At 58.6% G+C, this 21,909-nt stretch carries 18 protein-coding genes; 6 read left to right on the top strand and 12 right to left on the bottom strand.

Annotation, left to right across the window (positions count from 1 at the left end):
* Window positions 1-88: 88 nt before the first annotated feature.
* The 8 genes from A11A3_RS07940 to A11A3_RS17420 all read right to left on the bottom strand — a co-directional run bounded on the left by A11A3_RS07940 (window position 89) and on the right by A11A3_RS17420 (window position 5,726).
* The gene (locus A11A3_RS07940; protein ID WP_202802677.1) at window positions 89-856 is read right to left on the bottom strand and encodes a hypothetical protein; all 768 of its coding nucleotides are present in this window, start codon (window positions 854-856) and stop codon (window positions 89-91) included.
* Window positions 849-1,718: an IS3 family transposase gene (locus tag A11A3_RS07935; RefSeq protein WP_040296920.1), complete on the bottom strand. Its 870-nt coding sequence runs from the start codon at window positions 1,716-1,718 to the stop codon at window positions 849-851. The genes A11A3_RS07940 and A11A3_RS07935 overlap by 8 nt, the downstream gene beginning before the upstream one ends.
* Window positions 1,715-2,032, bottom strand: coding sequence for a transposase (locus A11A3_RS07930; RefSeq protein WP_008928763.1), 318 nt, complete (start codon window positions 2,030-2,032; stop codon window positions 1,715-1,717). Before A11A3_RS07930 ends, A11A3_RS07935 begins: the two co-directional genes overlap by 4 nt.
* Before the next feature lie 162 nt (window positions 2,033-2,194).
* Window positions 2,195-2,470 carry a hypothetical protein gene (locus tag A11A3_RS07925; RefSeq protein ID WP_008928762.1) on the bottom strand — a complete coding sequence of 92 codons (276 nt, stop codon included), beginning with the start codon at window positions 2,468-2,470 and terminating at the stop codon, window positions 2,195-2,197.
* Window positions 2,471-2,551: 81 nt separating this feature from the next.
* Entirely contained in the window at window positions 2,552-3,682 is a 1,131-nt protein-coding gene (locus A11A3_RS07920; RefSeq protein WP_008928761.1) for a DUF3800 domain-containing protein, read from the bottom strand.
* Window positions 3,683-4,463: 781 nt separating this feature from the next.
* Window positions 4,464-4,679, bottom strand: a complete 216-nt coding sequence (locus A11A3_RS17705) for a hypothetical protein (protein ID WP_157375485.1) — start codon at window positions 4,677-4,679, stop codon at window positions 4,464-4,466.
* A gap of 83 nt (window positions 4,680-4,762) precedes the next feature.
* Window positions 4,763-5,356 carry a hypothetical protein gene (locus tag A11A3_RS07915; RefSeq protein ID WP_008928760.1) on the bottom strand — a complete coding sequence of 198 codons (594 nt, stop codon included), beginning with the start codon at window positions 5,354-5,356 and terminating at the stop codon, window positions 4,763-4,765.
* Window positions 5,340-5,726, bottom strand: a complete 387-nt coding sequence (locus A11A3_RS17420) for a VOC family protein (protein ID WP_008928759.1) — start codon at window positions 5,724-5,726, stop codon at window positions 5,340-5,342. Before A11A3_RS17420 ends, A11A3_RS07915 begins: the two co-directional genes overlap by 17 nt.
* A 235-nt stretch (window positions 5,727-5,961) precedes the next feature.
* Here A11A3_RS17420 and A11A3_RS07910 point away from each other — a divergent pair, with 235 nt between their 5' ends.
* The gene (locus A11A3_RS07910) at window positions 5,962-6,933 is read left to right on the top strand and encodes an integron integrase (RefSeq protein ID WP_008928758.1); all 972 of its coding nucleotides are present in this window, start codon (window positions 5,962-5,964) and stop codon (window positions 6,931-6,933) included.
* A gap of 96 nt (window positions 6,934-7,029) precedes the next feature.
* Here the strand turns inward: A11A3_RS07910 and A11A3_RS07905 are convergent, their stop codons facing one another.
* Window positions 7,030-8,181 (bottom strand): TRAP transporter substrate-binding protein, encoded by a 1,152-nt coding sequence (locus A11A3_RS07905; protein WP_008928757.1) that lies wholly within the window; start codon window positions 8,179-8,181, stop codon window positions 7,030-7,032.
* Between the two features lie 258 nt (window positions 8,182-8,439).
* Window positions 8,440-10,617, bottom strand: a complete 2,178-nt coding sequence (uvrD, locus tag A11A3_RS07900; RefSeq protein WP_008928756.1) for a DNA helicase II — start codon at window positions 10,615-10,617, stop codon at window positions 8,440-8,442.
* 160 nt (window positions 10,618-10,777) lie between these two features.
* On the opposite strand from uvrD, the gene A11A3_RS07895 reads away from it, so the two are divergent.
* Window positions 10,778-13,648 carry a GGDEF domain-containing phosphodiesterase gene (locus A11A3_RS07895; protein WP_237738841.1) on the top strand — a complete coding sequence of 957 codons (2,871 nt, stop codon included), beginning with the start codon at window positions 10,778-10,780 and terminating at the stop codon, window positions 13,646-13,648.
* On the opposite strand, the gene A11A3_RS07890 is transcribed toward A11A3_RS07895, so the two are convergent.
* Window positions 13,645-14,637, bottom strand: a complete 993-nt coding sequence (locus A11A3_RS07890; protein ID WP_008928754.1) for a hypothetical protein — start codon at window positions 14,635-14,637, stop codon at window positions 13,645-13,647. The two genes, A11A3_RS07895 and A11A3_RS07890, sit on opposite strands and share 4 nt — an antisense overlap.
* Before the next feature lie 88 nt (window positions 14,638-14,725).
* On the opposite strand from A11A3_RS07890, the gene A11A3_RS07885 reads away from it, so the two are divergent.
* Window positions 14,726-15,568 (top strand): metal-dependent hydrolase, encoded by an 843-nt coding sequence (locus A11A3_RS07885; protein ID WP_008928753.1) that lies wholly within the window; start codon window positions 14,726-14,728, stop codon window positions 15,566-15,568.
* A 402-nt stretch (window positions 15,569-15,970) separates the two neighbouring features.
* Here A11A3_RS07885 and A11A3_RS07880 read toward each other — a convergent pair whose 3' ends face one another.
* The gene (locus tag A11A3_RS07880) at window positions 15,971-18,259 is read right to left on the bottom strand and encodes a mechanosensitive ion channel domain-containing protein (protein WP_008928752.1); all 2,289 of its coding nucleotides are present in this window, start codon (window positions 18,257-18,259) and stop codon (window positions 15,971-15,973) included.
* A 235-nt stretch (window positions 18,260-18,494) separates the two neighbouring features.
* On the opposite strand from A11A3_RS07880, the gene A11A3_RS07875 reads away from it, so the two are divergent.
* From A11A3_RS07875 to A11A3_RS07865, 3 genes are all read left to right on the top strand, one after another.
* Window positions 18,495-19,178, top strand: a complete 684-nt coding sequence (locus tag A11A3_RS07875; protein WP_008928751.1) for a M24 family metallopeptidase — start codon at window positions 18,495-18,497, stop codon at window positions 19,176-19,178.
* A gap of 38 nt (window positions 19,179-19,216) precedes the next feature.
* Complete coding sequence (locus tag A11A3_RS07870; RefSeq protein ID WP_008928750.1) at window positions 19,217-20,944, top strand: SDR family oxidoreductase; 1,728 nt, start codon at window positions 19,217-19,219, stop codon at window positions 20,942-20,944.
* A gap of 110 nt (window positions 20,945-21,054) precedes the next feature.
* Window positions 21,055-21,903, top strand: a complete 849-nt coding sequence (locus A11A3_RS07865; RefSeq protein WP_008928749.1) for a MerR family transcriptional regulator — start codon at window positions 21,055-21,057, stop codon at window positions 21,901-21,903.
* Window positions 21,904-21,909: the final 6 nt, after the last annotated feature.

Genomic DNA, 21,909 nt, shown 5'->3' with positions numbered 1-21,909 from the left:
GCTTGTTCTGCTGGCTAACGCTGGCATAACGGGCCGGTTTGTGGAGCAGCAGCGGAACAAACCGGTCCCGTTGATGCGTTGGTTAGATTCAGGTCTGATCAAAGGGCAATATTTCGCCGTTCAGCTCAGACAGAGTTTTACCAAAAGATGGATTGTATTTTCGAGCATACTCAAGTGACACCATTGGTATTTTGAATCTTTTTGTATGCGTCCTTCCGAAGGTATCCAGAATTTTTATCTTAACTTTTACGTTGTCATTTTTGGCCTGAGGGAAGCAGCCGCCCCAGCTATCTGGTTGTTCGAAATAAACCACGCCATTGGTTGATTGCCCCATATTCAGATAAGTTTCTGTTTTGTTGAAACCCATATTCACATTTTGGAAAAGTGATGGATATACCTTGATGGACTCTCCAATTTTCGCTTGGAAATCCTCCAAAGCGACAGATTGGTGGTTCAACCAAAACCATCCTATTGAGTACTTTAACCACAGCAGACTGAAAGGCTTTACACTCCAGTGATAGCCTACCGCCACATTCTCGATACTCGATGGCGAGGAGCCCACATTTGATACGCTCAGATACAGAGCAATAGCAGTACGGTGGACGTCGAATTCCCCCTTCGACTTTCCGGTAGAAAAGGTACACGCGAAGGTGGGTCCCTCAATAATCTTAGACACGAATTTAGGCTTCCGTCTGAGGGCCGCAAATATTCCACTAGCCCAGCCGAGAAATATCGTGGCTAAGAATATCGATAGCGTCAGCACACCTTGATTGTTATTTAGCCAACTGGCGGCTTCTGAATATGTGCTCATAAAGAATTGATATTCCCCACCAAAAGTAGACACTGATTTACGCACACATCTTCAGGTAATCTTGTTCAAACCTGTTCGGGCTTTTATATCCCAGCGCGCTATGTCGTCGGTGGCTGTTATAAAACATTTCAATGTACTCAAAAACGCAGGAATAAGCTTCCCGCTTATTCGATACATCTTCTTGGTAAAGGGCTTCCACCTTGAAACGAGCGAAGAAGGACTCCATGGCGGCATTGTCCCAGCAGTTCCCTTTGCGACTCATGCTAGGCCGGATCTTTTCACTCAGCAACAGCGCCTGATACTCACCCGACCGGTACTGAACACCTCTGTCTGAGTGCAGAATCAGTCCTGGCTCCACATTTCTGGATTCTCGAGCCATGTTGAAGGCATCGATGATTAGTTGGTTTGTCATCGTCGTATCCAGGGACCATCCCACGATCTTCCGCGAGAACAAGTCCATCACTACTGCCAGATAGACAAACCCTTTATCCACCTTGATGTAGGTAATGTCAGACACCCACTTTTCATCCGGGCGGCTGGCCGTGAAGTTTCGTCTTAACACGTTGTCGCTGACATGATTGTGGGCCATGACGTCCGGGAAGTACTTGTACCCCTTCCCATTCCTGGCTCTAAGCCCTTGTTTCGCCATCAACTTGGCAACGGTATTCTCACTGATATCACAGCCGCTTTCCTTCAGCTCAACGGTCATCCGGGGGGCTCCGTAACGAGACCGGAACCGCTTAAAGAGCGATACCAGTAGCCTTTCAGCCTCCAGCTGCCTAAGTTGCCGCTGAGAAGGCTGGCGGTTGCGCCACTTGTAGTAACCCGAGCGACTGACGCCAGCCCAGCGACACATCTTGGTGACCGGATACTGATCCCGTAACGACTCAATAAAGGCGTACTTCACCACTTGTCTTTGCTGAAGTACGCCGTCGCCTTTTTTAGGAATTCATTTTCCTCTTTGAGGTCAGCGATTTCGCGCTTCAGCGCACGCATTTCCTCGCTTTCCTGCTTGGAATAATCCACACCTTGCATATTGTTGAACTGCTTATCGGAAAGTCTTTTGTACTGCCTGCGCCAGTTATAAATCTGACCAGGATGAATACCGAGTTCACGGGCCACCTCCACAGCGCTGCTGTCTGGATCTTCTGACCTACGCACCGCTTCTCTACGGAAGTCTTCGGTGTAGTGGTTGTATTTATTCTTTCGCTTCTTGGCCATAAAAACACACCTCATTAGGTTGTAGTGAGGTGTCTACTTTTCTTGGGGAACTTGGGAATCTAACGCCTCAATAACCGGCGCAGCTTTGCTGCGTCCGGCGCCATAGGCGCGTAGTTGATTGATGTGTTATCTCTTTCATTAAGCAGGCCTTGATATTCAGAATTACAAGACGAAAAACGGAACAACCACCCCCAAAACTATTGCCAAAAGTGCCTGTACAATAATGCTCTTTGGCCACCCAATGATGACGAAAACAAACCAAAGGGATGCTAATCCAGATGCTGCCATTCCTACTGACTGATAAACGTGCGCAACCTGCCCAGCATATAGGGCCAGCAGAGGAGTAAGCTTTAGCATCCTGATAAGTTCTTTTCCCTCCTTCTCCCAATCCTCCTCAAAAAGGGTGCCATTTTCTCCATGGCTTTTCTCCTCGACCATAGCCACTCCCTATAGAGATAACGCCGCGCTCTGCGGAAATTTGTGAGCGCCAGCGAGTAAATTTTCCGTAGCAGCGCCTTGTTATATGCATGATTGATCATGCATGAAGTAATTATTCTTCAGATATTCATCTTCACTGACACAACGATAGAAAAAACCACGACTTACTGCATCTGATTTATCAATTAATTTCTCTAACAAATTCAAGTTGCTAAGCTGCTGTTGTCTTAAATTATTTTTAATGATCTTTATTTTATCCTTGCCCGTATCTGAAAGAAAAGTAGAGTACTTTCCAAGTAATCCAGCCAAGACATCTGAAACCTGGACTTCTAACATTTCTTCAGAATTAACAAATGAGTAGTTATTAATAATTACTCCTTTATCTACGAGGTCATATTTATTGAAAATAGCTTCAATCTCTTTTTCCTCATCAAAAAAATGTTTGGAGTTTTTGAATAGATATGTATTTCTTAAGTAATAGATAAAGAAATCGGAAATTAAAATGTGGTCTTTTTCATTCATGATGAAGAAAAGTTCGGTTGAACCTTCAGCGCCTTCCATGAACTTATTCAGAAGATACTTTCTACCCTCACTTAAAGCTTCAGAGTTTTCCTTAACAAAACTAACTAAGAAGTTTGCAAACTCCCCAACCCTATCACTTTTTATGTTTGGATACTCAAAATCTCTAAGCTTTTCTAAGAATAAAGACTCATTACTCACTATTACTTTGTATAGGTCACTTTTAACGAGCATGTGAGCCTGAATGAAAAACTGTCGCTCAACATGGTTAAGGTTTTCTATCACTGAATCTACGATATCAACAATTGACCAATATAAAACATTTAAACTGAAGTAGTGTATATAAAAACCATTATCAAGAAGCCATTGCAAAAGGGTGTTCAGCTTTTCGGATTTTAGAATGCACTCAAACGAGCCCTTACCAATGTGTTTAAGCTTGATTTCCTTAGCTGATTTTTGTAAGCGTAGACTTTTCTTTAGTAATTCAAAATCCGCGCTGTGACACTCCCCTCTGTGAACAATTCCAGCCAATACGAAATTACATGATTTTTCAACATTCAATCCTTTAGAGGTCAAATGCAGCTTTCTAATATTGTTAGATTCATCATAATAAAAGGTAAACTCGTCATCGACACACTCTAGCTTCTCATACTCAATGAAAGGCTTTCTCATTTCATTCACGTCAAAGTGCATGAGGTCTCCATAATTCGTAACGCATATAACGCTGCGAGCAGGGGCGCGGCACGCGTCCCCTGCCTTGCCTGGTTAAGTGGCGACACACCAACACAACTACTGGCACGGTGTGAACCTGCGAACCAGACTAAATTTTTGGCACCCGCAAGAACGCAGACTTTGCAGCTACCCCCAATTTGGATTGTGGCCGTCCGCAACGAACGGAAAAGCCTTGCCACAAACACCTTACCCAACAATGGCATCAGGAACGAAACTGCCGGATATGTGGCCCGGCAAGGAGCCTGATGCTGCGGCGCCAACTACCGGCACCGATTTATGTTTTGGCAACGCCCTTCGGCGAATAGAAAAGGCAGAGCCATTTAACGCTGCGAGCAGCGGCGCGTATTTTGCGTCCGCTGCCTTGCCTGGTTAGGTTGGCGACACGTCACTGCCAACTACTGGCACGGTGTGAGCCTGCGAACCCAACCTGAATTTATGGCACCTGCAAGAACGCTGACTTTGCAGCTACCGCCAACCTGGAATGTGGCAACCCACAACGAACGGAAATGCCTTGCCACAACCACTAATCTCAACAACGGCACCAGGAACGAAACTGCCGGATATGTGAACCGGCACGAAATCTGATGCTGAACTGCCCGCTACTGGCAGTGAATTTCAAACCGCTCCGCCCTCAATAAACAGGAAAAGGCAGAGCAACCTAACGCCCGGCTAAAAGGCGCGCCGAATGGCGCGTCCAGCGGAACGAAGTGGAGCGGTTTTTAAGCCGCTTGTTATGAGCTTGCTAGAAACTAAATACAAGCACACCCCACAATACCAATAAAGCACCGGCGCCTAGCCAACTACCGAAGTATGCGGACATTACAGCCAGCACTAAAAATAAGCCATGGATAGAATAAATGACTAATTTAGATAAACGACGCTTTCGATTGTTGTGCAGCACTTTCTTTTGCAGTGTTTCACCGGTCAGAAATTCTTTTTCTTCTTTAGTAGTTTCCATGATCGGTTTCCAAGTCTTTAAGACTCATAACGCCACAAACACCGGCGCAGTTCACTGCGTCCGAGTGCTTTGACTTGTTACGATTATTTTGTACTGCTCAATCTAACCCTGACTAATTTTGGCGCAATAGTTTGCTGCAGAACCAATACGACAATTTTTTCGGATGCCAGATCAAGAAAATTTAGTTGCTTATCTTTCCGAATCTGTGGAACTAGACCGGACCATTCCTCGCCTGGATTGAGCACTCTTGGTAAAGGGTCTTGCATTCCAGCGTTAGGAAATACATATTCCTCTGTGTTTCGCTTCATGATGTATTCTATAAACGAAGGATATATTTCGGCGCCCACCATTTTTATGGTTGTAGGCCTGGTTCCTTTATTGGTAGCAGAAACCTTAATCCAATACTTATCCTCTAGCTCTGGTTCTCCAATAACAGTCATATTTGGACGAACAGTCATTTCAATCGCAGCCTTATCACGCCTCCATTTCCAGACGTCCCAAAAGAACACGGCGGTTGCAATAATTGCGCCCCACCAAGCTGCATAAGTCGTAATCTGATCAGCGCTCATCGCTTTTCCAAAATCGTAACGCTTGCAGCATGCGCGCCTACGAAATGAAGCCGAAGGCGCAATGTAGTAGGCGTCGCCGTGCCTGCATTTGTTATGTTGCAGTTGCATATGACGACACCTCGATCAAATTATGATCTGGATCTCGGAAATAAAACGACTGAATTGGTCCTACCGCCCCCGTACGTGAAACGATACCCTCAATGATACAGACGCTCTTTTCCGAAACTCGATCGTAGGCTTCGCTGATAGGCAAATCTGTAATAAAGCATACGTCGGCTGAACCTGGCGTAGGGGAGTTAGCTTTTGGCTCAAATTCTTTACCTGATTCATGCAAATTGATCTTTTGAGCACCAAAATTCAACGCAACTCGTCCCGCGCCGAAAATTTCTTGCTCCATACCTAGCACTTCCGTATAGAAGCGAACTGTATCCTCAATGCTGCGAACAGTTAGGACTATATGGTCAAGGCTCGATATCACTGCTTAACTCTCCTCACAACATAACAGGTATTAGGAAGCCGGCTCGAATATCCAATGAACGCGCCGGCTTCATATCACAGTTATTTAATTTGTATAACGAAGAATAAAACCAGAAATGTCAGCGTGTTACAAACACGGCCGTGACCGTATGATTGAATATGTTGACTTCCTCTTTTGCCCAGGCCAATAATACTGCTCAGATGAACAGTATAAATACATTGGTATGGAGCAGGCTATGCACAAGGATCGTGCTGATCGCCCCAGGCTTCGTGAGCAATTTCGCGAGTCGATTCGGGTGCGGCATTACAGTACTCGTACCGAGAAAACTTACTGGTACTGGATTCGTTATTTCATCCGCTTTCACAAGATGCGTCATCCGGAGGAGATGGCGGAGCGCGAGGTCTCGCTTTTTCTGACCTGGTTGGCGACACGTCGTCATGTCGCTGCCGCCACTCAGAACCAGGCCCTGAACGCCCTGGTGTTCCTGTATCGGCATGTTATCCATCAACCACTGGGAGAAATGGAAAATATCAGTCGCGCTAAACGACCGGCCAAACTCCCCGTTGTCTTATCTCATGCGGAAGCCATCTGCGTGATTGAACACTTACCGGAACCCCACCGCTTAATCATCTCTCTTATTTATGGCTCAGGAATGCGCGTAACTGAAGTCGCCCGACTTCGTATCAAGGACATCGATTTCAACAACAAGACCATCACTGTCCGCAACGGCAAAGGAGGCAAGGACCGCACGACCTTGCTGCCGGAACCGCTGATTCCCGCCCTTTCAGCGCTTATCCGGGCAACCACAAACCGGATAAATCGAACTCCTACGACAGAGCGCGTCCCTGTCTCAATGCCCTTTGCGCTGGAACGAAAATACCCATTTGCCAATATTTCCAGCCAGTGGCAGTGGCTTTTTCCATCATCCAGTGTTTGCCAAGACCACAACAGCGTATGGGTACGCCACCATATCCATGTCTCTGCGGTTCAAAAGGCCGTGCGTCAGGCGGTGCGCAAAGCGGGTATTAACAAACCTGCCACCAGCCATACCTTCCGTCATTCCTTCGCCACACAGTTACTGCTTAATGGCGCCGACATTCGCACCGTGCAGGAGTTGCTTGGTCATAGCGACCTGAACACCACCCAGATCTACACGCATGTCCTCGGGCAGGGTTTTGCCGGCGTCAAGAGTCCTATAGCGCAATAGGCGGGAGCACACTCAGGTACAGTCCGTTAAAGCTCGTGCGGACATGAAAACGGGGCCAAAGGGCCCCGTCTTGTCTTGTTGCATGCAGGTCGCGGATCAGGCTTTCTTGTCGCCTTTTTCCAGCTGGCTGCGCACGTTCATGTAGGATTGCTCGGCCACGGCCTGGTAGTTCACTGACTGGTCGCGGAAGGCGCGGTAGGAGTCGTACACCTTGCGGGCTTCCTTGTTGTCGGCCACCAGGGCTTCGATCACGTCGTCGCTGGCGCCCTTGAGCGCGGCGAGCACGTCATCGGGCAGGCGGCGTACCTGGACGCCGTGCTTGTTGACCAGCTCTTCCAGCGCCGCGTTGTTGCGGGCGGTGTATTCGTCGAGCATGTCCTGGTTTTCGGACTGGGCGGCGTAGCGGATGATGGCCTGCAGGTCCATGGGCAGGCTGTCCCAGACTTTCTTGTTGATGGTCAGTTCCAGGGTGGGGCCCGGTTCCTGCCAACCCGGGTAGTAGTAGTACTTGGCCACCCGTTGCAGGCCAAAGGTCAGGTCGTTGTAGGGGCCGACCCAGTCGGCGGCGTCGATGGCGCCGGTTTGCAGGGAGGTAAACACTTCGGCGCCGGGCAGTTGTACCGGGGTGGCGCCGACCTTGCCGAGCACTTCGCCAGCCAGGCCGGGCATGCGCATCTTCAGGCCCTTGAGGTCGTCGATGCTGTTGATTTCCTTGTTGAACCAGCCGGCCATCTGGGTGCCGGTGTTGCCGCAGGCAAAGGGCTTGAGACCGAACTGGGCGTAGAGGTCATCCCACAGCTCCTGGCCGCCACCGTAGTGCAGCCAGCCGTTCATTTCCTGGGCGGTGAGGCCGAAGGGCACGGCGGTGAAGAAGGGCGTGGCCGGGTGTTTGCCTTTCCAGTAGTAGGCGGCGCCGTGGCCCATTTCCGCGCTGCCCTGGCGCACCGCATCGAATACTTCAAAGGCGGGGACCAGTTCCTTGGCGCCGTAAACCTTGATCTTGATGCGCCCGGCGGTCATTTCCTCCACGCGCTTGGCGAAGCGGTTGGCGCCGGCGCCCAGGCCCGGGTAGTTCTTGGGCCAGGTGGTGACCATTTTCCATTCGTAGGTCTGCGGCTTGGGCTCGCTTTTGCTTTTGGCTTCGGCGTCGCCGGCTTCGGGCTTGTCACAATCCTGCTGGCCACAGCCGGCCAGCGCGGCGGCGCCCAGGCCCAGACCCAGGGCAGAAACAAATTTACGGCGATCCAATGTTCTTCCTCCGATGAAGGGCGGCGCTGATCTGCCGCTTTCGGGTTATTTGTTATTGCCGGACGCATGGCCCTGCCGGCGTCCAGCAGTCTTTCCAACCAGGTTCGCTTTCGTAGGGCGGAAATTGCCGCAGGCAATCTCCGCCATCAATGGCACACGCCGTGCCATTTTGTAATGCCATGTCGGAGATGGGCTCACGCCCATTTCCGACCTACGCCAAATGCACTGAACGTTGCAGCATCAGGCGGGCCCGAGGCCCTAAATCACTTCCAGTCGCGCGTACTGGCTGACCAGCCACTTGGTGCCGGCGCCGTCGAAGTTGATCTGCAGCCGTGCATTGGGCCCCTGGCCTTCGAAATGCAGTACCGTGCCCTCGCCAAACTTGGGATGCAACACGCGGGCGCCCAGGTTGATACCGTTGGACTCGGTTTCGCGGATCGGCGAGCCGGCGCCGCCCATGGGACGGCTGAAGCCGGCGCGGGCGCGCACTTCCTCGATCAGCTCTGCGGGGATCTCGCGGATAAAGCGGCTGGGCGGATTATAGTTCTCGTTGCCGTAGAGGCGACGGCTTTCCGCGTGGGTGAGATACAGTTCACGCTTGGCGCGGGTCAGGCCCACGTAACAGAGCCGGCGCTCCTCGGCCAGGCGGCCGGGCTCCTCGCTGGACATCTGGTGCGGGAACAGGCCCTCTTCCATGCCGGTGATGAACACCACCGGGAATTCCAGCCCCTTGGCCGAATGCAGCGTCATCATCTGCACCGCGTCCTCGTGGGCGTCGGCCTGGCCTTCGCCGGATTCCAGCGCGGCGTGATCCAGGAAGGCGGTGAGGCTGTCCAGCTCGGAGTCTTCGTCTTCTTCGCCCCTCTCCACCTCTGAAAAGTCGCGGGTGGCGGACACCAGTTCGCGCAGGTTCTCGATGCGCTGCTGGCCCTTCTCGCCCTTTTCCTTGGCATGGAAGGCCACCAGGCCGCTGGCTTCGATGGCGTGCTCGGCGGTTTCGCCCAGGCCCAGGCCCTCGGTCTGCTGGGCCAGCTGCTCCACCAGGTTGAGGAACACCGCCAGGGCGTTGATGGCGCGGGCGCTAAGCAACTGCTCACTGACAATGGCCTGGCCGGCCTGCCACAGGGAGATCTGCCGCTGGCGGGCCACCTCGCGCAGGGTTTCCAGGGTCTTGTTGCCGATGCCACGGGTGGGGGTGTTGACCACCCGCTCGAAGGCGGCGTCCGCGTGGCGATTGCTGATCAGGCGCAGGTAGGCCAGCGCGTTCTTGATCTCGGCGCGCTCGAAGAAGCGCTGGCCGCCGTAGATGCGGTAGGGAATGCCGGCCTGCAGGAAGGCCTCTTCCAGCACCCGTGACTGGGCGTTGGAGCGATACAGCACGGCGATATCGCGGCGCGCGGTGCCTTCCTGGCTGTGCTTGTCCACGCGCCCGGCGATGAAGCGGGCTTCGTCCACTTCGTTGAAGCCGGCATAAAGGCGGATCGGGTCGCCATCGCCGCCGTCGGTCCACAGCTCCTTGCCGAGGCGGTCGCTGTTGTTGTCGATCACCGCGTTGGCCGCTTTCAGGATGGTGCCGGTGGAGCGGTAGTTCTGCTCCAGGCGGATGGTGCGGGTATCCGGAAAGTCGCGGCTGAACTTGTGGATGTTCTCGATCTTGGCGCCACGCCAGCCATAGATGGACTGGTCATCGTCGCCGACGATGGTGACCGCATTGTCGTCATTGGCCAGCAGCCGCAGCCAGGCGTACTGGATGCTGTTGGTATCCTGGAATTCGTCCACCAGGATGTGGCGGAAACGGCGCTGGTAGTGGCCGCGCAGGCTGTCGTTGTCACGGAACAGCTCCAGCACGCGCAGCAGCATTTCGTTGAAGTCCACCAGGCCGCCGCGCTCGCAGGCCTCTTCATAGCCGAAGTAGATCTTCTGCATGGTCTGCACGAACAGGTCGCCGTTGGCGTCCATGTGTTTGGCGCGCAGGCCCTCGTCCTTCTGGCCATTGATGAACCAGGTGGCCTGGCGGCCCGGCCAGCGCTGCTCGTCCAGGCCCAACTCCTTGATCACCCGCTTCACCAGTCGCACCTGGTCGTCGGCGTCGATGATCTCGAAGCCCTGGGGCAGGCCGGCCTCCTGCCAGTGGGAGCGCAGCAGACGGTGGGCGATGCTGTGGAAGGTGCCTACCCACATGCCGTCGGCGGACATGTCCAGCAGCTGTTCGATACGGCCGCGCATTTCGGCGGCGGCCTTGTTGGTGAAGGTCACCGCCAGGATGCCAAACGGCGAGGCCTGCTCGGTGGCGATCTGCCAGGCGATACGGTGCACCAGCACCCGGGTCTTGCCGGAGCCGGCGCCGGCCAGCACCAGTAAATGGCGGTCGTCGGCTGCCACCGCATCGCGCTGGGCCGGGTTGAGACCATCAATCAGGGAAGTCACGTCGTCCATGGCGCGGGAGTTTAGCAGAATGGTCCGGCGCCGTACGCAAGCAAGTGTTTACATTCTCGCTATGACTATATATTCGTAGCTTCCTGTTTCCCTTCACCCCAAGCTATGGGTAAACTCGAAAACAAAAACACTCGGCTCCGAGCCAGAGGAACACCAACTCGTGCAGTCTTTGCCAACACAGCCTTCGCACTCACCTACGGTGGTGGACGAACAGTGCCAACGCCTTTACAGCGGCATGCTGACCCTCAGCGCGCTGGAGGTACCGTGCGCGGCGATTCTGGTGGCGTCCTACTGGTCACAGAGCCCGATTGCGCGGCCGACCATGCTGGGCTGGCTGGCGGTGACCGTGCTTGTGGTGGCGCTGCGCCTGGGGTTATTGCGGGTGTACCGCCGGCGGCTGGACCGGGATCAATCGGACCGTCGCTGCCGCCGCTGGCTGTCGTTGATGGCGCTGGCCACGCCACTGGCCATGGGCCTGGCGGGCTACCTGTTCAACCCGGTTTCCACCCTCTTTACCACGCCCATGCTGGTGCCGCAGCTAACCCTGGCGGCGCTGGGCCTGGGCCTGTGCATGGTGTCGCTGGCGGCCTACAGCAGCCACCTGCCCACCGTGTTGCTGTATCTGCTGCTGTTGCTGGGCCCGGCCATGTGGCGCCTGACCCAGATCCAGCAGGATGGTCAGCCCATGCTGATGTTACTGGCCGGCCTGGGCGTGTTCCTGGTGATCGCCGCCCGGCGCATCAACCGCACCGGCAACCAGGCCCTGGCCCTGCAGGCCAGCAACCGGGCGCTGATTGATTACCTGAACCGGGCCCGCTCGGACGCGGAATCACTGAACGAGAAGCTGGCCCAGGAAATCTGCGAAAGAAAGGACGCCCGCCAGCGCCTGCAGGAGGCCAACGAGCGGCTGGAAACCATGGTGCAGGAGCGCACCCAGGCGCTGGAGCAATCCAACAAGGCGCTCACCGATACCGGCGAGCAGCTGCAACTGGCGCTGGAAGCCAGCAACATCGGCCTGTGGGACTGGATGCTGGAAACCGGCCACAACTACCACACCAATTTCGACCGGCTGCTGGGTTACGACAGCGCCTACTTCCGCAACTTCTTCGGCGACCTGGAAGAACTGGTGCACCCGGATGACCTGCCGCGCATCCGCCGCGCCATGGTTGCCCACTTCAAGGGCCAGAGTGACAGCTACCACGCGGTCTACCGCCTGCGCCACGCGGATGGTGAATGGCGCTGGATCGAGGATGATGGCCGCGTGGTGGAGCGCGCCAAGAGCGGCCGCGCCCTGCGCATGATCGGCACCCGCCGGGATATCACCGACGACCGCCAGGCCCAGGAACAGCTACGCCTGGCCGCCACCGTGTTCGAGAACGCCCCGGAGGGCATCTTCATCCTCGACAACCAGTTCCGCTTCCAGGCGGTCAATGCCCGCTTCGAGCAGATCACCGGCTACACGGAGTCCATGGTGCTGGGCAAGCAGGTGCTCGACCATGAAGGCACCACCGCCAATAGTGACACCTACAAGATGATCACCGCAGCGCTCAAGGAAAACGGCTTCTGGGAAGGCGAGATCAACGAAAAGCGCCATAACGGGGAACATTTCCCGGAATGGCTGCAAGTCAGCGCCGTGCGTGACGAGCAGAAGCGGGTGATCCGCTACGTGGGCATGATCTCGGATCTGACCACCCGCAAGGAAACCGAGGAACAGCTACAGTTCCTGTCCAATTTCGACCGCCTCACCGGCCTGGCCAACCGTTCCCAGTTCCGCGAGCATCTGCACAAGTCGCTGACCCTGGCACGCCTCAACCGGGAAAAGGTGGCGCTGCTGATGATCGACCTGGACCGCTTCAAGCCGATCAACGAATCCCTCGGCCATGAAATTGGCGACCGCCTGCTCAAGGCCGCCGCCGACCGCATCTGCGAGTGCGGCGTGCCCACCGAGGACATGGCCCGGGTGGGCGGTGACGAGTTCACCCTGCTGATGGAAAACTTCCCCAATGAAGCCGCCGTCAGCAACCTCAGCCAGAAAGTGATCAACGCCCTGAAGAAGCCTTTCATGATCGACGGCCACGAGCTGTTGCTGGGCGGCAGTATCGGCATCAGCATCTTCCCGGACACCGCCAAGGAAGCCCAGAGCATGATCAACCAGGCGGACATGGCGGTCTATCAGGCCAAGCGCAGCGGCGGCAACAGCTACCAGTACTACCGTGGCAACATGCGGGTGGCCTCGGTGGAGCAGCTGGCGCTGGAGACCAGCCTGCGCAAGGCGATCTTCAAGAACGAGTTCGTCATCTACTACCAGCCGAAGATGGACCTGGGCTCCGGGCGCATCACCTCGGTGGAGGCACTGGTGCGCTGGCAGCACCCGACCATGGGCCTGCTGCCGCCGTCGGACTTCATCCCGCTGGCGGAGGAATCCGGGCTGATTTCCGCCATCGGCGAGCTGGTCATGGAACGCGCCTGTCGCCATGCCCGCCAGTGGCATCAGCAGGGCCTGGGTGATATCTGCGTGTCGGTGAACCTGTCCGCCCACCAGTTCCGCAAGGGCAATGTGGCACAGATCATCGACCGGGTACTGGACAGCACCGGCCTGCCGGCCCACCTGCTGGAGCTGGAGCTCACCGAAAGCCTGATCATGGAAGACATGGACCAGAACATTACCCTGCTGCAGGAACTGCGCACCCGGGGTATCGAACTGGCACTGGATGATTTCGGCACCGGCTACTCGTCACTGAGCTACCTGAAGCGTTTCCCGGTGGACACGCTCAAGATCGACCGTTCCTTCATCATGGAAATGGACACCAGCCCGGATGATGCCGCCATTACCCGCGCCATCATCGACATGGCCCACAGCCTGAAAATGCGCGTGATCGCCGAAGGGGTGGAAACCGCCGCCCACCTGGAAATGCTGCGCGAGATGGGCTGTGACGGCATTCAGGGCTTCTACATCAGCAAGCCGGTGCCGGAAACCCGCCTGCAGGAAATCCTGCGCGACCAGATCCACAAGCCGCGCGTGAAGATCTAAAGCCCCTCTTCCAGAATCGCCAGCGCCGACTCGGAGGCAAAGTACGGCCCCAGCTGCCGGCGCAGCCACTCTCGCACCAGCCCCTCGCGCTGCAACACCGCCAGGATCGGCGGCGCAAAGCGCAGGGCATCGTCGAGCATCATCTCGCGGCTGATGCCCAGCTCCGCCAGCAGCTCACCGGGGGTGCTATCGCCATACTTGTCGAAGAACGCCTGCACGCCGGTATCCAGCAGGGAATTGAAGTAATCGCTGTGGCGGAGCTCGCGCCAGTACTCGAACACGATCACGAACAGCTCCTGGATATCCTCGCTGCTGATCAACTCGCGCAGCTCTGCCACCGGCCGCTGGGCAAAGTCCTGCCAGGCTACCAGCACCAGGTCGCGCAGCTCTTCCAGATTGTCATCACGATACAGATAGGGATCGCTGAGCAGCTGCTCGGTGCGACGCAGCAGCCACTCCTGCAGGCGTAGCTCCAGGCTGGCCAGCCAGCGCGGCGGCAACCGCTTGAGCAGCTGGGCGCGCAGCGGCGCCGGCAGGCTCTGGTGCAGCACCGTCTTCACACCCATCTGGGCACCACCGGCCAGTACCGCCAGCAACACCGGGTTGCGGCCCAGCCAGGCGACGCCGTGCTGGGACAGGGGAATCTCCAGCAGCTTGTCGAGGAAGGCCTCCACCGCAGACTCGTCCAGCACCTCGCCGATCTGGCGCTGGCCCTGGATGCCGTGGTCGTAGAAGCGCTCCACCATGTCACCGACCAGCTCCGGAATGGCGCCACTGATGTCCATCTGCACCGCGTACTTGCGGGCCGTGGTCTGCACCTGCTCCACACTGACCAGCTGCGACAGGGAAAAGCGATCACTCTGGGCCAGCAAATAGTCCAGCTCTTGGGTAATCACCCCCTCCAGCTGCGCCGGGGTCAGGCGCTCACAGAGGTGATCGAGCAATCCGTCGAGTAAACGCTCGGCAATTTCCTGTTTCTTTTCAGACACTTTTTTCCATCCCGGTCAGTTTGGCGCTTGATTGTTGCACGGCCAATTGTATCATCGATCAATGTAACGTTTATGGAGGTATGCGGTTATGGCGATCAGTATCCTGCCCGTACGACGCAATTTGAAGTTCAACCTGAACCCGGCCAAGGCCCTGACATGGCACCAGGATGGTCTCAACGTGAGCCAGTTCCTCAATACCATGAGCCTGTTCTTCCCGGTAGGTGAGCGCTTCTTCATCGACAGCGTACGCAATTACCGTGAGCAGATCACCGATGCCGAGCTGAAGAAGGCGGTCACTGCCTTTATCGGCCAGGAAGCGATGCACGGCCGTGAGCACGAAGAATACAACGATTTCGTGGCCCAGGGCGGTGTGCCGCTGCACGCCCAGGAAGCCCTGGTGGCCAAACTGCTCAAGGCCGCCCAGCAGTATTCTCCGAAATCCTTCCAGCTGGCCGCCACCGTGGCACTGGAACACCTCACCGCCATTCTGGGCGGCGGGTTGCTGGATCTGCCGGAAATCATGGACGGTGCCGACGAAGGCTACAAGGCCATCTGGAACTGGCACGCGCTGGAAGAAACCGAGCACAAGGCGGTGGCCTTTGATGTTTATCGCACCGTGATCGGCGACGACAGCAACCTGGGCGCCTATGCCCTGCGCAGCGGCACCCTGGTGCTGGCCACCGGCGTCTTCTTTGCCCTCTTTATTCCCTTCTACCTGCACAACGTGCGCATCAAGGGCGGCCTCACCGACCTGAAAGGCTGGCGCGCAGTGGCCAAGCACACCTGGGGCAAGAAGGGCATCTTCCGCAATATCACCCGGCCCTGGTTCGACTGGTTCAAACCCGGTTTCCATCCCTGGGACCACGACAACCGGGACAAGCTGGAGCAGTTCGAAGCCCTGCTGGGCGACGTACTCAAACAGGCTGCCTGATTTGTTGTTATCACCGTTGCTCTCCCTTTTCCGGTGACTCCGGGTCGGCATATGCCGACCCTTTTTTTTGCGCGGCACGGATTAACGGATATCAAGGGCATAAAAACTGTCGTTCGCCTGGCAGCACTCATCGTCGCCCCCTGCCCTTTCCTTTTCAGGGGGAGGGCGTCATACGCTTTCATCTGCCTGATGATTCACCGTCCTCCCCCTCCTTGAGGGGGAGCCAGAGGGGGTGCTCCCACAGGGAGCAGAGCATGCCTGGGTATCAGGCTCGCGGCAGACGCCAGGGCGCAACCTGGCATCTCAGCAGCACGAAACACACTGTGATTGCCAATCCACCGCCATAAAAAAACCCGGGCGCCCTGTGGCAACCCGGGTTTTGCGTTTGCGGGCGGCGGGCGACTAGTTGTCGCCGCTGCCCTGGGTGGACACTACCCGGTCGTCGGCCAGACGCACCCGCGCCGCCGGGGCCGAGCCGTCCCGGTCCTCGCCGAAGTACAGCGTGGTATGGGGGAACGGAATCTCGATACCGGCCTGGTCGAAGTAGATCTTCACCAGTCGGTTGAACGCACGGCCCACGGCCCACTGGTTACCCGGCGTGGTCTTGATCACCACGCGGATATTCACCGAGCTGTCGGCCAGGGCGGTCACGCCGGCCACGGTCATGGGCGCCAGGATATTGTCCTTGTGCGGACCTTCCTTGAGTGCCTCGAAGGCGGCTTCCAGCTGCACGATGGCATCGTCGATGCTCTCGCGGTAGGCAATGCCGTATTCGCCCACATGGTTGCCGTATTCGCGGGTGAAGTTGGACACCGCATCCACCGAGGAGAACGGCACGATATGGTAGGTGCCATACAGATCACGCAGCGCCACGGAACGGATGCCGACCCGCTCCACGGTGCCGGAGTTGCCGCCGACACTGACAAAGTCGCCGGTGTTCATGGCATTTTCCACCTGGATGAAGACGCCGGTAATCACATCCTGCACCAGCTTCTGGGCACCGAAACCAATGGCCAGGCCCAGTACACCGGCGCCGGCAATCAGCGGGCCGATATCCACGCCGACCTCGGACAGGACGATCATGGCCGTCATGATGATGATGGTGATCGCCAGGGTAGTATGGAACAGCCCCAGCAGGGTCTCGCCACGGGCTGCCTGGGCGGCGGAGCTGTCTTCACCGGGGCTGAACTTGTGCTCCACCAGGCTGGCCAGGGCCACCCAGACCGCCGCCGCCAGCGCCAGAATGATGAGGATATCGATCAGCGACGCCACCACCTGGGCGCCAGCCGGTGTGGCATACCAGGCGGCCAGGTCATAGAGGTGCCAGGCATCCAGCGACAGCACCACCACCAGCGCCAGAATCAGCGCGCGAATAACCTTGAGGCCGGTCGGTATGTAAGTGTTCACCCGCGCCTGAAGGCGCGGCATGCTGGCATTGAGCCGCTCGGAGAACTGCACTTCCTTGCCGATCAGCTGGGCCAGGGCCACCGCCACCAGCATACCCAGCCCCACATAAACCAGCGTCAGCAGGGTGGCCTTGGCCACGTAGGGCAAAGCGGTATCCGGGTTGAGCACGGTGACCGCGAACACCAGCAATGCATAGGCCAGCGCCAGCCAGTGCCAGGTGCGCGCCAGCAGCAACAGCACCAGGCGCAGGGGCCCGGCGCTGGCCTGGGCACGCCGACCCAGGGCGTCGGCCAGCACCGACTTCTTGCGCAGGATCACCGCCGCCGCGTACACCAGGGCCAGCAGCATGATCAGGGTACCCACGCCACTGCCCAGTGCCGGAGACACGTTGAAATTGAGCACCGGCACCAGCACCAGCATGCCGTAGCCGACCCAGCCTGCCTCGCGGGCCAGGAAGCCGTTGCAGTAACGGGCCTGATCCGCCGCCACTGGCAGCAGACGCAGACCTTCATAGCGGGACGAGAAGAACATGCGCAGGCCGGCCTTGATCAGCTCCACCACCAGGAAGGCGTTGAGGAACAGCGCCAGGCGGGTGGCATCCGCGCCCAGCTGCTCGGTGAGCAGTGGTGCCACAAAGGTGCCACCCAGATAGGCCAGCCCGACCACGATCACATCCAGCACCGCCGCCAGGGCCACCGCCACCGTGGTGCGCAGGATGGCCAGCTTTTCCGAGCCGGCCCGGGCCCAGCCACTGAGGCGGGTAAAGGCTGGCCCGGCCAGCGTCCGCAATACGGCAAACAGCACAAAGGTGGTCACCACCAGAATGGCCAGGTTCAGCAACGCGGCACTGACCGCCTTCCAGTCCACCGCCGGCGATGCCGCCGCTGTCTCGCTGCTGTCACCCATCCAGCCGGTGACCAGAGCACCCAGGGCGGCAAACTGCCGGCCAATATCGCCGGCCATGTTGCCGGTGGCCGCCGCCATGCGCCGGGCCAGCGATACCTGCCCGGCGGTCTGGCCACTGGGGGCATCGGCGGCAATCTCGGTGGCCGGCACCTCGTCCTCCAGCCCCAGCGGGCTCGGATTGCTGGCCGCCTGCAGGCCGCGCAACTGTTCGATCAGCGCCTGCCGCGAGGCATCGTTTTCCAGGGTATCGGCCAACTTGCCGTAATCGTCAGGGGTCGCCGCCGTTTGCGCCATCGCCGGGGGCGCTACCATCAGCAGACTCAGGAAAAGCAGGGCGCTTAGGCCGGGAACATACTGCCAGGGGTGCCGCACGGTCATCTCCTTGATCCGGCCTTGCCGGATGTTGGTGAATTTGAAGCGTATTCGGGCCACACCCTAACAAGACAGCGAAGTCTTTATGTGAAGATCACGCGAAGACAGCCCCGCGCAATACCGTGCCGAAACGATTGACCCTGGAGGCCGCGGGCGCTGACAACCGGCCAATGGCCGCGGTTGACCGTGACATTAGCCAATGTAATTATCGACGACCTTGCTGCCTTGCGTGGAGGCTCACATGACACGGATCTGGACACCGGATTCCCAGGCGCTGGCGCCCTATCGCCAGGCCCAACAACAGGCCTACAAAGCCGTACAGACCATCGCCAATGCCCTGCAACCGGGCATGAACGAGGCGGATACCGCCCATTTGCTGCGTGACTGGCTGCGCGCCCACCAGCTACACGACCCGGCACGCGCGCCCCAGGCGCGCTTTCTGGCCGAACGGCAGACACCGCGCGGGCCGTTTGGCCTGAATCGACAGGGCAAACGACGCTATCGCCCGGGCATGATCTACCGTCTGCAATGCGATGCGGTCCTCAACGGCCACTGCGCCCGCGCGGTGCTGACCGGCAACCCGGACGACAGCGCCCTGCAACAGCAGCTGCCGGCGGAACGCCAGACCCTGCTGGCGGCCCTGAAAGCCGGGCAGACGCTGGAGCAATATTGCGCCGGGCAAGGCGACGGCCTGCAACGGCAGGTCCGCAGCCGCCTGATGCCGCTGACCGGCACCCTGCCCGATGGCCTGCCCCGGCACGGCCTGGCCCTGCTGCCCGGTCTCTGGCAACTGCAGCTGACCCTGCGCGATGGCGCCCGGCGGGCGGCGTTCAGTGAACTGCTGGTGGTCGACAGCGAAACCGCTGGCTGGCTGGAGCCCGACCTGTCGCATTGCCCGACCACCCTGCGCGAGCAGGCGGCCTGACGCCGCTCGCCCTTTTAACAACGCCGTAGAGGTTTTCCATGGTGCAATGGCGCGACAGCCAGGTACGCCGCAATGATGTGCAACTGGCGGTACGAACCTGGAGCGATGACAAAAGCCCCACCGTGATGCTGGTGCATGGTTATCCGGATTCCAGCCATGTGTGGGAAAAGGTCGCCGAGCGCCTCAGCCGCGACATGCGGGTGATCGCCTATGACGTGCGCGGCAGCGGCAACTCCACCGCCCCCGCGGGCAAGGCCGCCTACCGGCTCAGCGAACTGAGTGCCGACCTCTTTGCGGTGATCGATGCAATCAGCCCGGATCAACCGGTGCATCTGGTGGCCCACGATTGGGGCTCGATCCAGAGCTGGGAAGCGGTCACCGAGCCCGGCGCCGGCCGCCGCATTGCCTCCTTTACCACCCTGTCCGGGCCCTGCCTGGACCATATCGGCCAGTGGATGCAGCAACAGGGCAGCCCCAGCGCCGTGCTCAACCAGCTCAGCCACTCCTGGTATATCGGCGCCTTTCACCTGCCGGGGGCGCCGCTGGCCTGGAAGGCCGGCCTGGCCAAAGCCTGGCCGCGACTGCTGCGTGCCACCGAAAAACTGGACGTGGATGTCAGCGGCACCCAGCTCAAGGACGGCACCCACGGCATCAACATGTACCGGGCCAACATGCTGCCCTGCCTGCTGCGCCCGCGCGAGCGCTACACCGCCATTCCGGTACAGCAGATCGTCGCCCGCCAGGACAACTTTGTGCGCCCGGCCATGCTCGACAGCGTCACCCGCTGGGCCGAGCAGGTCTGGCGCCGGGAAATCAATACCGGTCACTGGGGCCCGCTGCTGCAGTACCCGGACGTGACCGCCCGCCATATCCGTGAATTCATCGCCCATGTGGACGGCAAGCCGGCCAGCGGCGCGCTGCAGCGGGCACGCCTCAATGGCCCGCGCCGCCAGGACAGCGGCCGGCTGGTGGTGATCACCGGCGCCGGCTCCGGCATCGGCCGGGAAACCGCCCTGGCCTACGGCCGCCGTGGCGCCCAGGTGCTGTGTACCGACATCAGTGCCGAGGCCGCCGAAGCCACCGCCGAGGTGATTCGCCGCGAAGGTGGCCTGGCACTGAGCCGCAAGGCGGATGTCAGCAGCAGCCGCTCCATGGAAGCGCTGGCCCGTTATGTGGACAAGGAACTGGGCGCCCCGGATGTGCTGGTCAACAATGCCGGCGTGGGTCTGTCCGGGTCACTGCTGGATACCTCGGTGAAGGACTGGCAGCAGGTACTGGGCGTCAATCTGTGGGGCGTTATCCACGGCAGCCGGCTGTTCTCCCGGCAGATGATCGACCAGGGCAAGGGCGGCCACATCGTCAACCTGGCCTCGGCGGCGGCCTTCATGCCCTCGCGCATGCTACCCGCCTATGCCACCAGCAAGAGCGCGGTACTGATGTTCACCGAGTGCCTGCGCGCCGAGCTGGCCGAGCACGGCATCGGCGTCAGCGCCATCTGCCCGGGCGTAATCGACACGCCGATCACCCGCCGCACCCGCTTCGTGGGCGTGGACGACGACGAGCAGGAACGCCTGCGCGACAATGCCCAGCGCCTCTACCATCGCCGCGCCTACACCCCGGACCGGGTGGCCGCGGCCATCATCGAGGCGGTGGAAGACAACCGTGCGGTGGCGCCGGTCAGCCCGGAAGCGGTGGGTATGCAGTGGCTGGGCCGTTTTGCCCCGGGCCTGGCCCGCAACCTGGCCCAGGTGGATCTGAGCCGTTAGCAGGCTGCGCAACCCCCCTCTGCCCCTCAGCGTGACGCGCGGCACACCCTGTGTGCCGCTAATACTCCGGGCTGTAGCACCCGCCGGGAAAGCGGGCTATCATCGCCCTCATGAAATCCAGCGAACGTAATCCCGCCGCCCTGTTGCGTACCTTGAAAAAGTACACGCAGCCGGTCGCCCAAAGCGCCGCGGACGACACCGGCAAGCACAAGGAATTCACCATCGACGAGCTGGCCCGCGAAGCCGGCTCCACGGTGCGTAACGTGCGTGCCTACCAGGACCGCGATATCCTGCCGCCGCCGGAAAAGCGCGGCCGCACCGGCATCTACACCGATGTGCATCTGGCACGCCTGAAGATCATCGGCGCCCTGCTGGAACGGGGTTACACGCTCAACAATATCCGCGACCTGCTCAGCGCCTGGGAACAGGGCCGCGAGCTCAACGATATTCTCGGCCTGGAAGTGGCGGTCACCTCCTGGCAAAACCCCAGCGTCCCCTCCTACCTGGACTACCAGGATCTGATCGACGACTTCGGCGACGACATCACCCCGGAGGTGATGACCAAGGCCGTCAAGCTGGGCTACATCATTCCCGAAGGCATGCGCCTGCGCATTCCGTTCCCGCGGATCTACAACGCCGGCAAGGAACTGACCGAAGCCGGTGTGCCACTGGATGCGGTACTCACCCATGTGTCGCTGGTGCGCGAGGAAGTGGACAAGCTGGCCGATCGTTTCATCGGCATGATCATCCACCACCTGGTGGACGAAAAGTACGGTGACGACGCCCTGCCGGAAGGCGAAGACGTGCCCAAGCTGGCCGACTTCATCACCCGCATCCGGCCGCTGGCCGACGCCGTGGTCAGCGACGAGCTGGGCCGCGTGCTGGAAAAGAGCATCAACAAGATCCTGGTGGATCGGCTGGCCAACGTGCTGGCCCACATCGAAGAAACCCACGACTAGGGAGCA

The sequence above is a fragment of the Alcanivorax hongdengensis A-11-3 genome (assembly GCF_000300995.1).
Lineage (GTDB): Bacteria > Pseudomonadota > Gammaproteobacteria > Pseudomonadales > Alcanivoracaceae > Alcanivorax > Alcanivorax hongdengensis.
This window is presented reverse-complemented; position numbering and strand designations above follow the sequence as displayed.

Excerpts from the sequence above, each read along its gene's own strand:
- A11A3_RS07865 (WP_008928749.1), top strand. The coding sequence starts at position 21,055 with ATGAAATCCAGCGAACGTAATCCCGCCGCCCTGTTGCGTACCTTGAAA.
- A11A3_RS07880 (WP_008928752.1), bottom strand. The coding sequence starts at position 18,259 with ATGACCGTGCGGCACCCCTGGCAGTATGTTCCCGGCCTAAGCGCCCTG.
- A11A3_RS07920 (WP_008928761.1), bottom strand. The coding sequence starts at position 3,682 with ATGCACTTTGACGTGAATGAAATGAGAAAGCCTTTCATTGAGTATGAG.
- A11A3_RS07875 (WP_008928751.1), top strand. The coding sequence starts at position 18,495 with ATGACACGGATCTGGACACCGGATTCCCAGGCGCTGGCGCCCTATCGC.
- uvrD (WP_008928756.1), bottom strand. The coding sequence starts at position 10,617 with ATGGACGACGTGACTTCCCTGATTGATGGTCTCAACCCGGCCCAGCGC.
- A11A3_RS07930 (WP_008928763.1), bottom strand. The coding sequence starts at position 2,032 with ATGGCCAAGAAGCGAAAGAATAAATACAACCACTACACCGAAGACTTC.
- A11A3_RS07915 (WP_008928760.1), bottom strand. The coding sequence starts at position 5,356 with ATGCAACTGCAACATAACAAATGCAGGCACGGCGACGCCTACTACATT.
- A11A3_RS07870 (WP_008928750.1), top strand. The coding sequence starts at position 19,217 with ATGGTGCAATGGCGCGACAGCCAGGTACGCCGCAATGATGTGCAACTG.
- A11A3_RS07925 (WP_008928762.1), bottom strand. The coding sequence starts at position 2,470 with ATGGTCGAGGAGAAAAGCCATGGAGAAAATGGCACCCTTTTTGAGGAG.
- A11A3_RS17705 (WP_157375485.1), bottom strand. The coding sequence starts at position 4,679 with ATGGAAACTACTAAAGAAGAAAAAGAATTTCTGACCGGTGAAACACTG.
- A11A3_RS07885 (WP_008928753.1), top strand. The coding sequence starts at position 14,726 with ATGGCGATCAGTATCCTGCCCGTACGACGCAATTTGAAGTTCAACCTG.
- A11A3_RS07910 (WP_008928758.1), top strand. The coding sequence starts at position 5,962 with ATGCACAAGGATCGTGCTGATCGCCCCAGGCTTCGTGAGCAATTTCGC.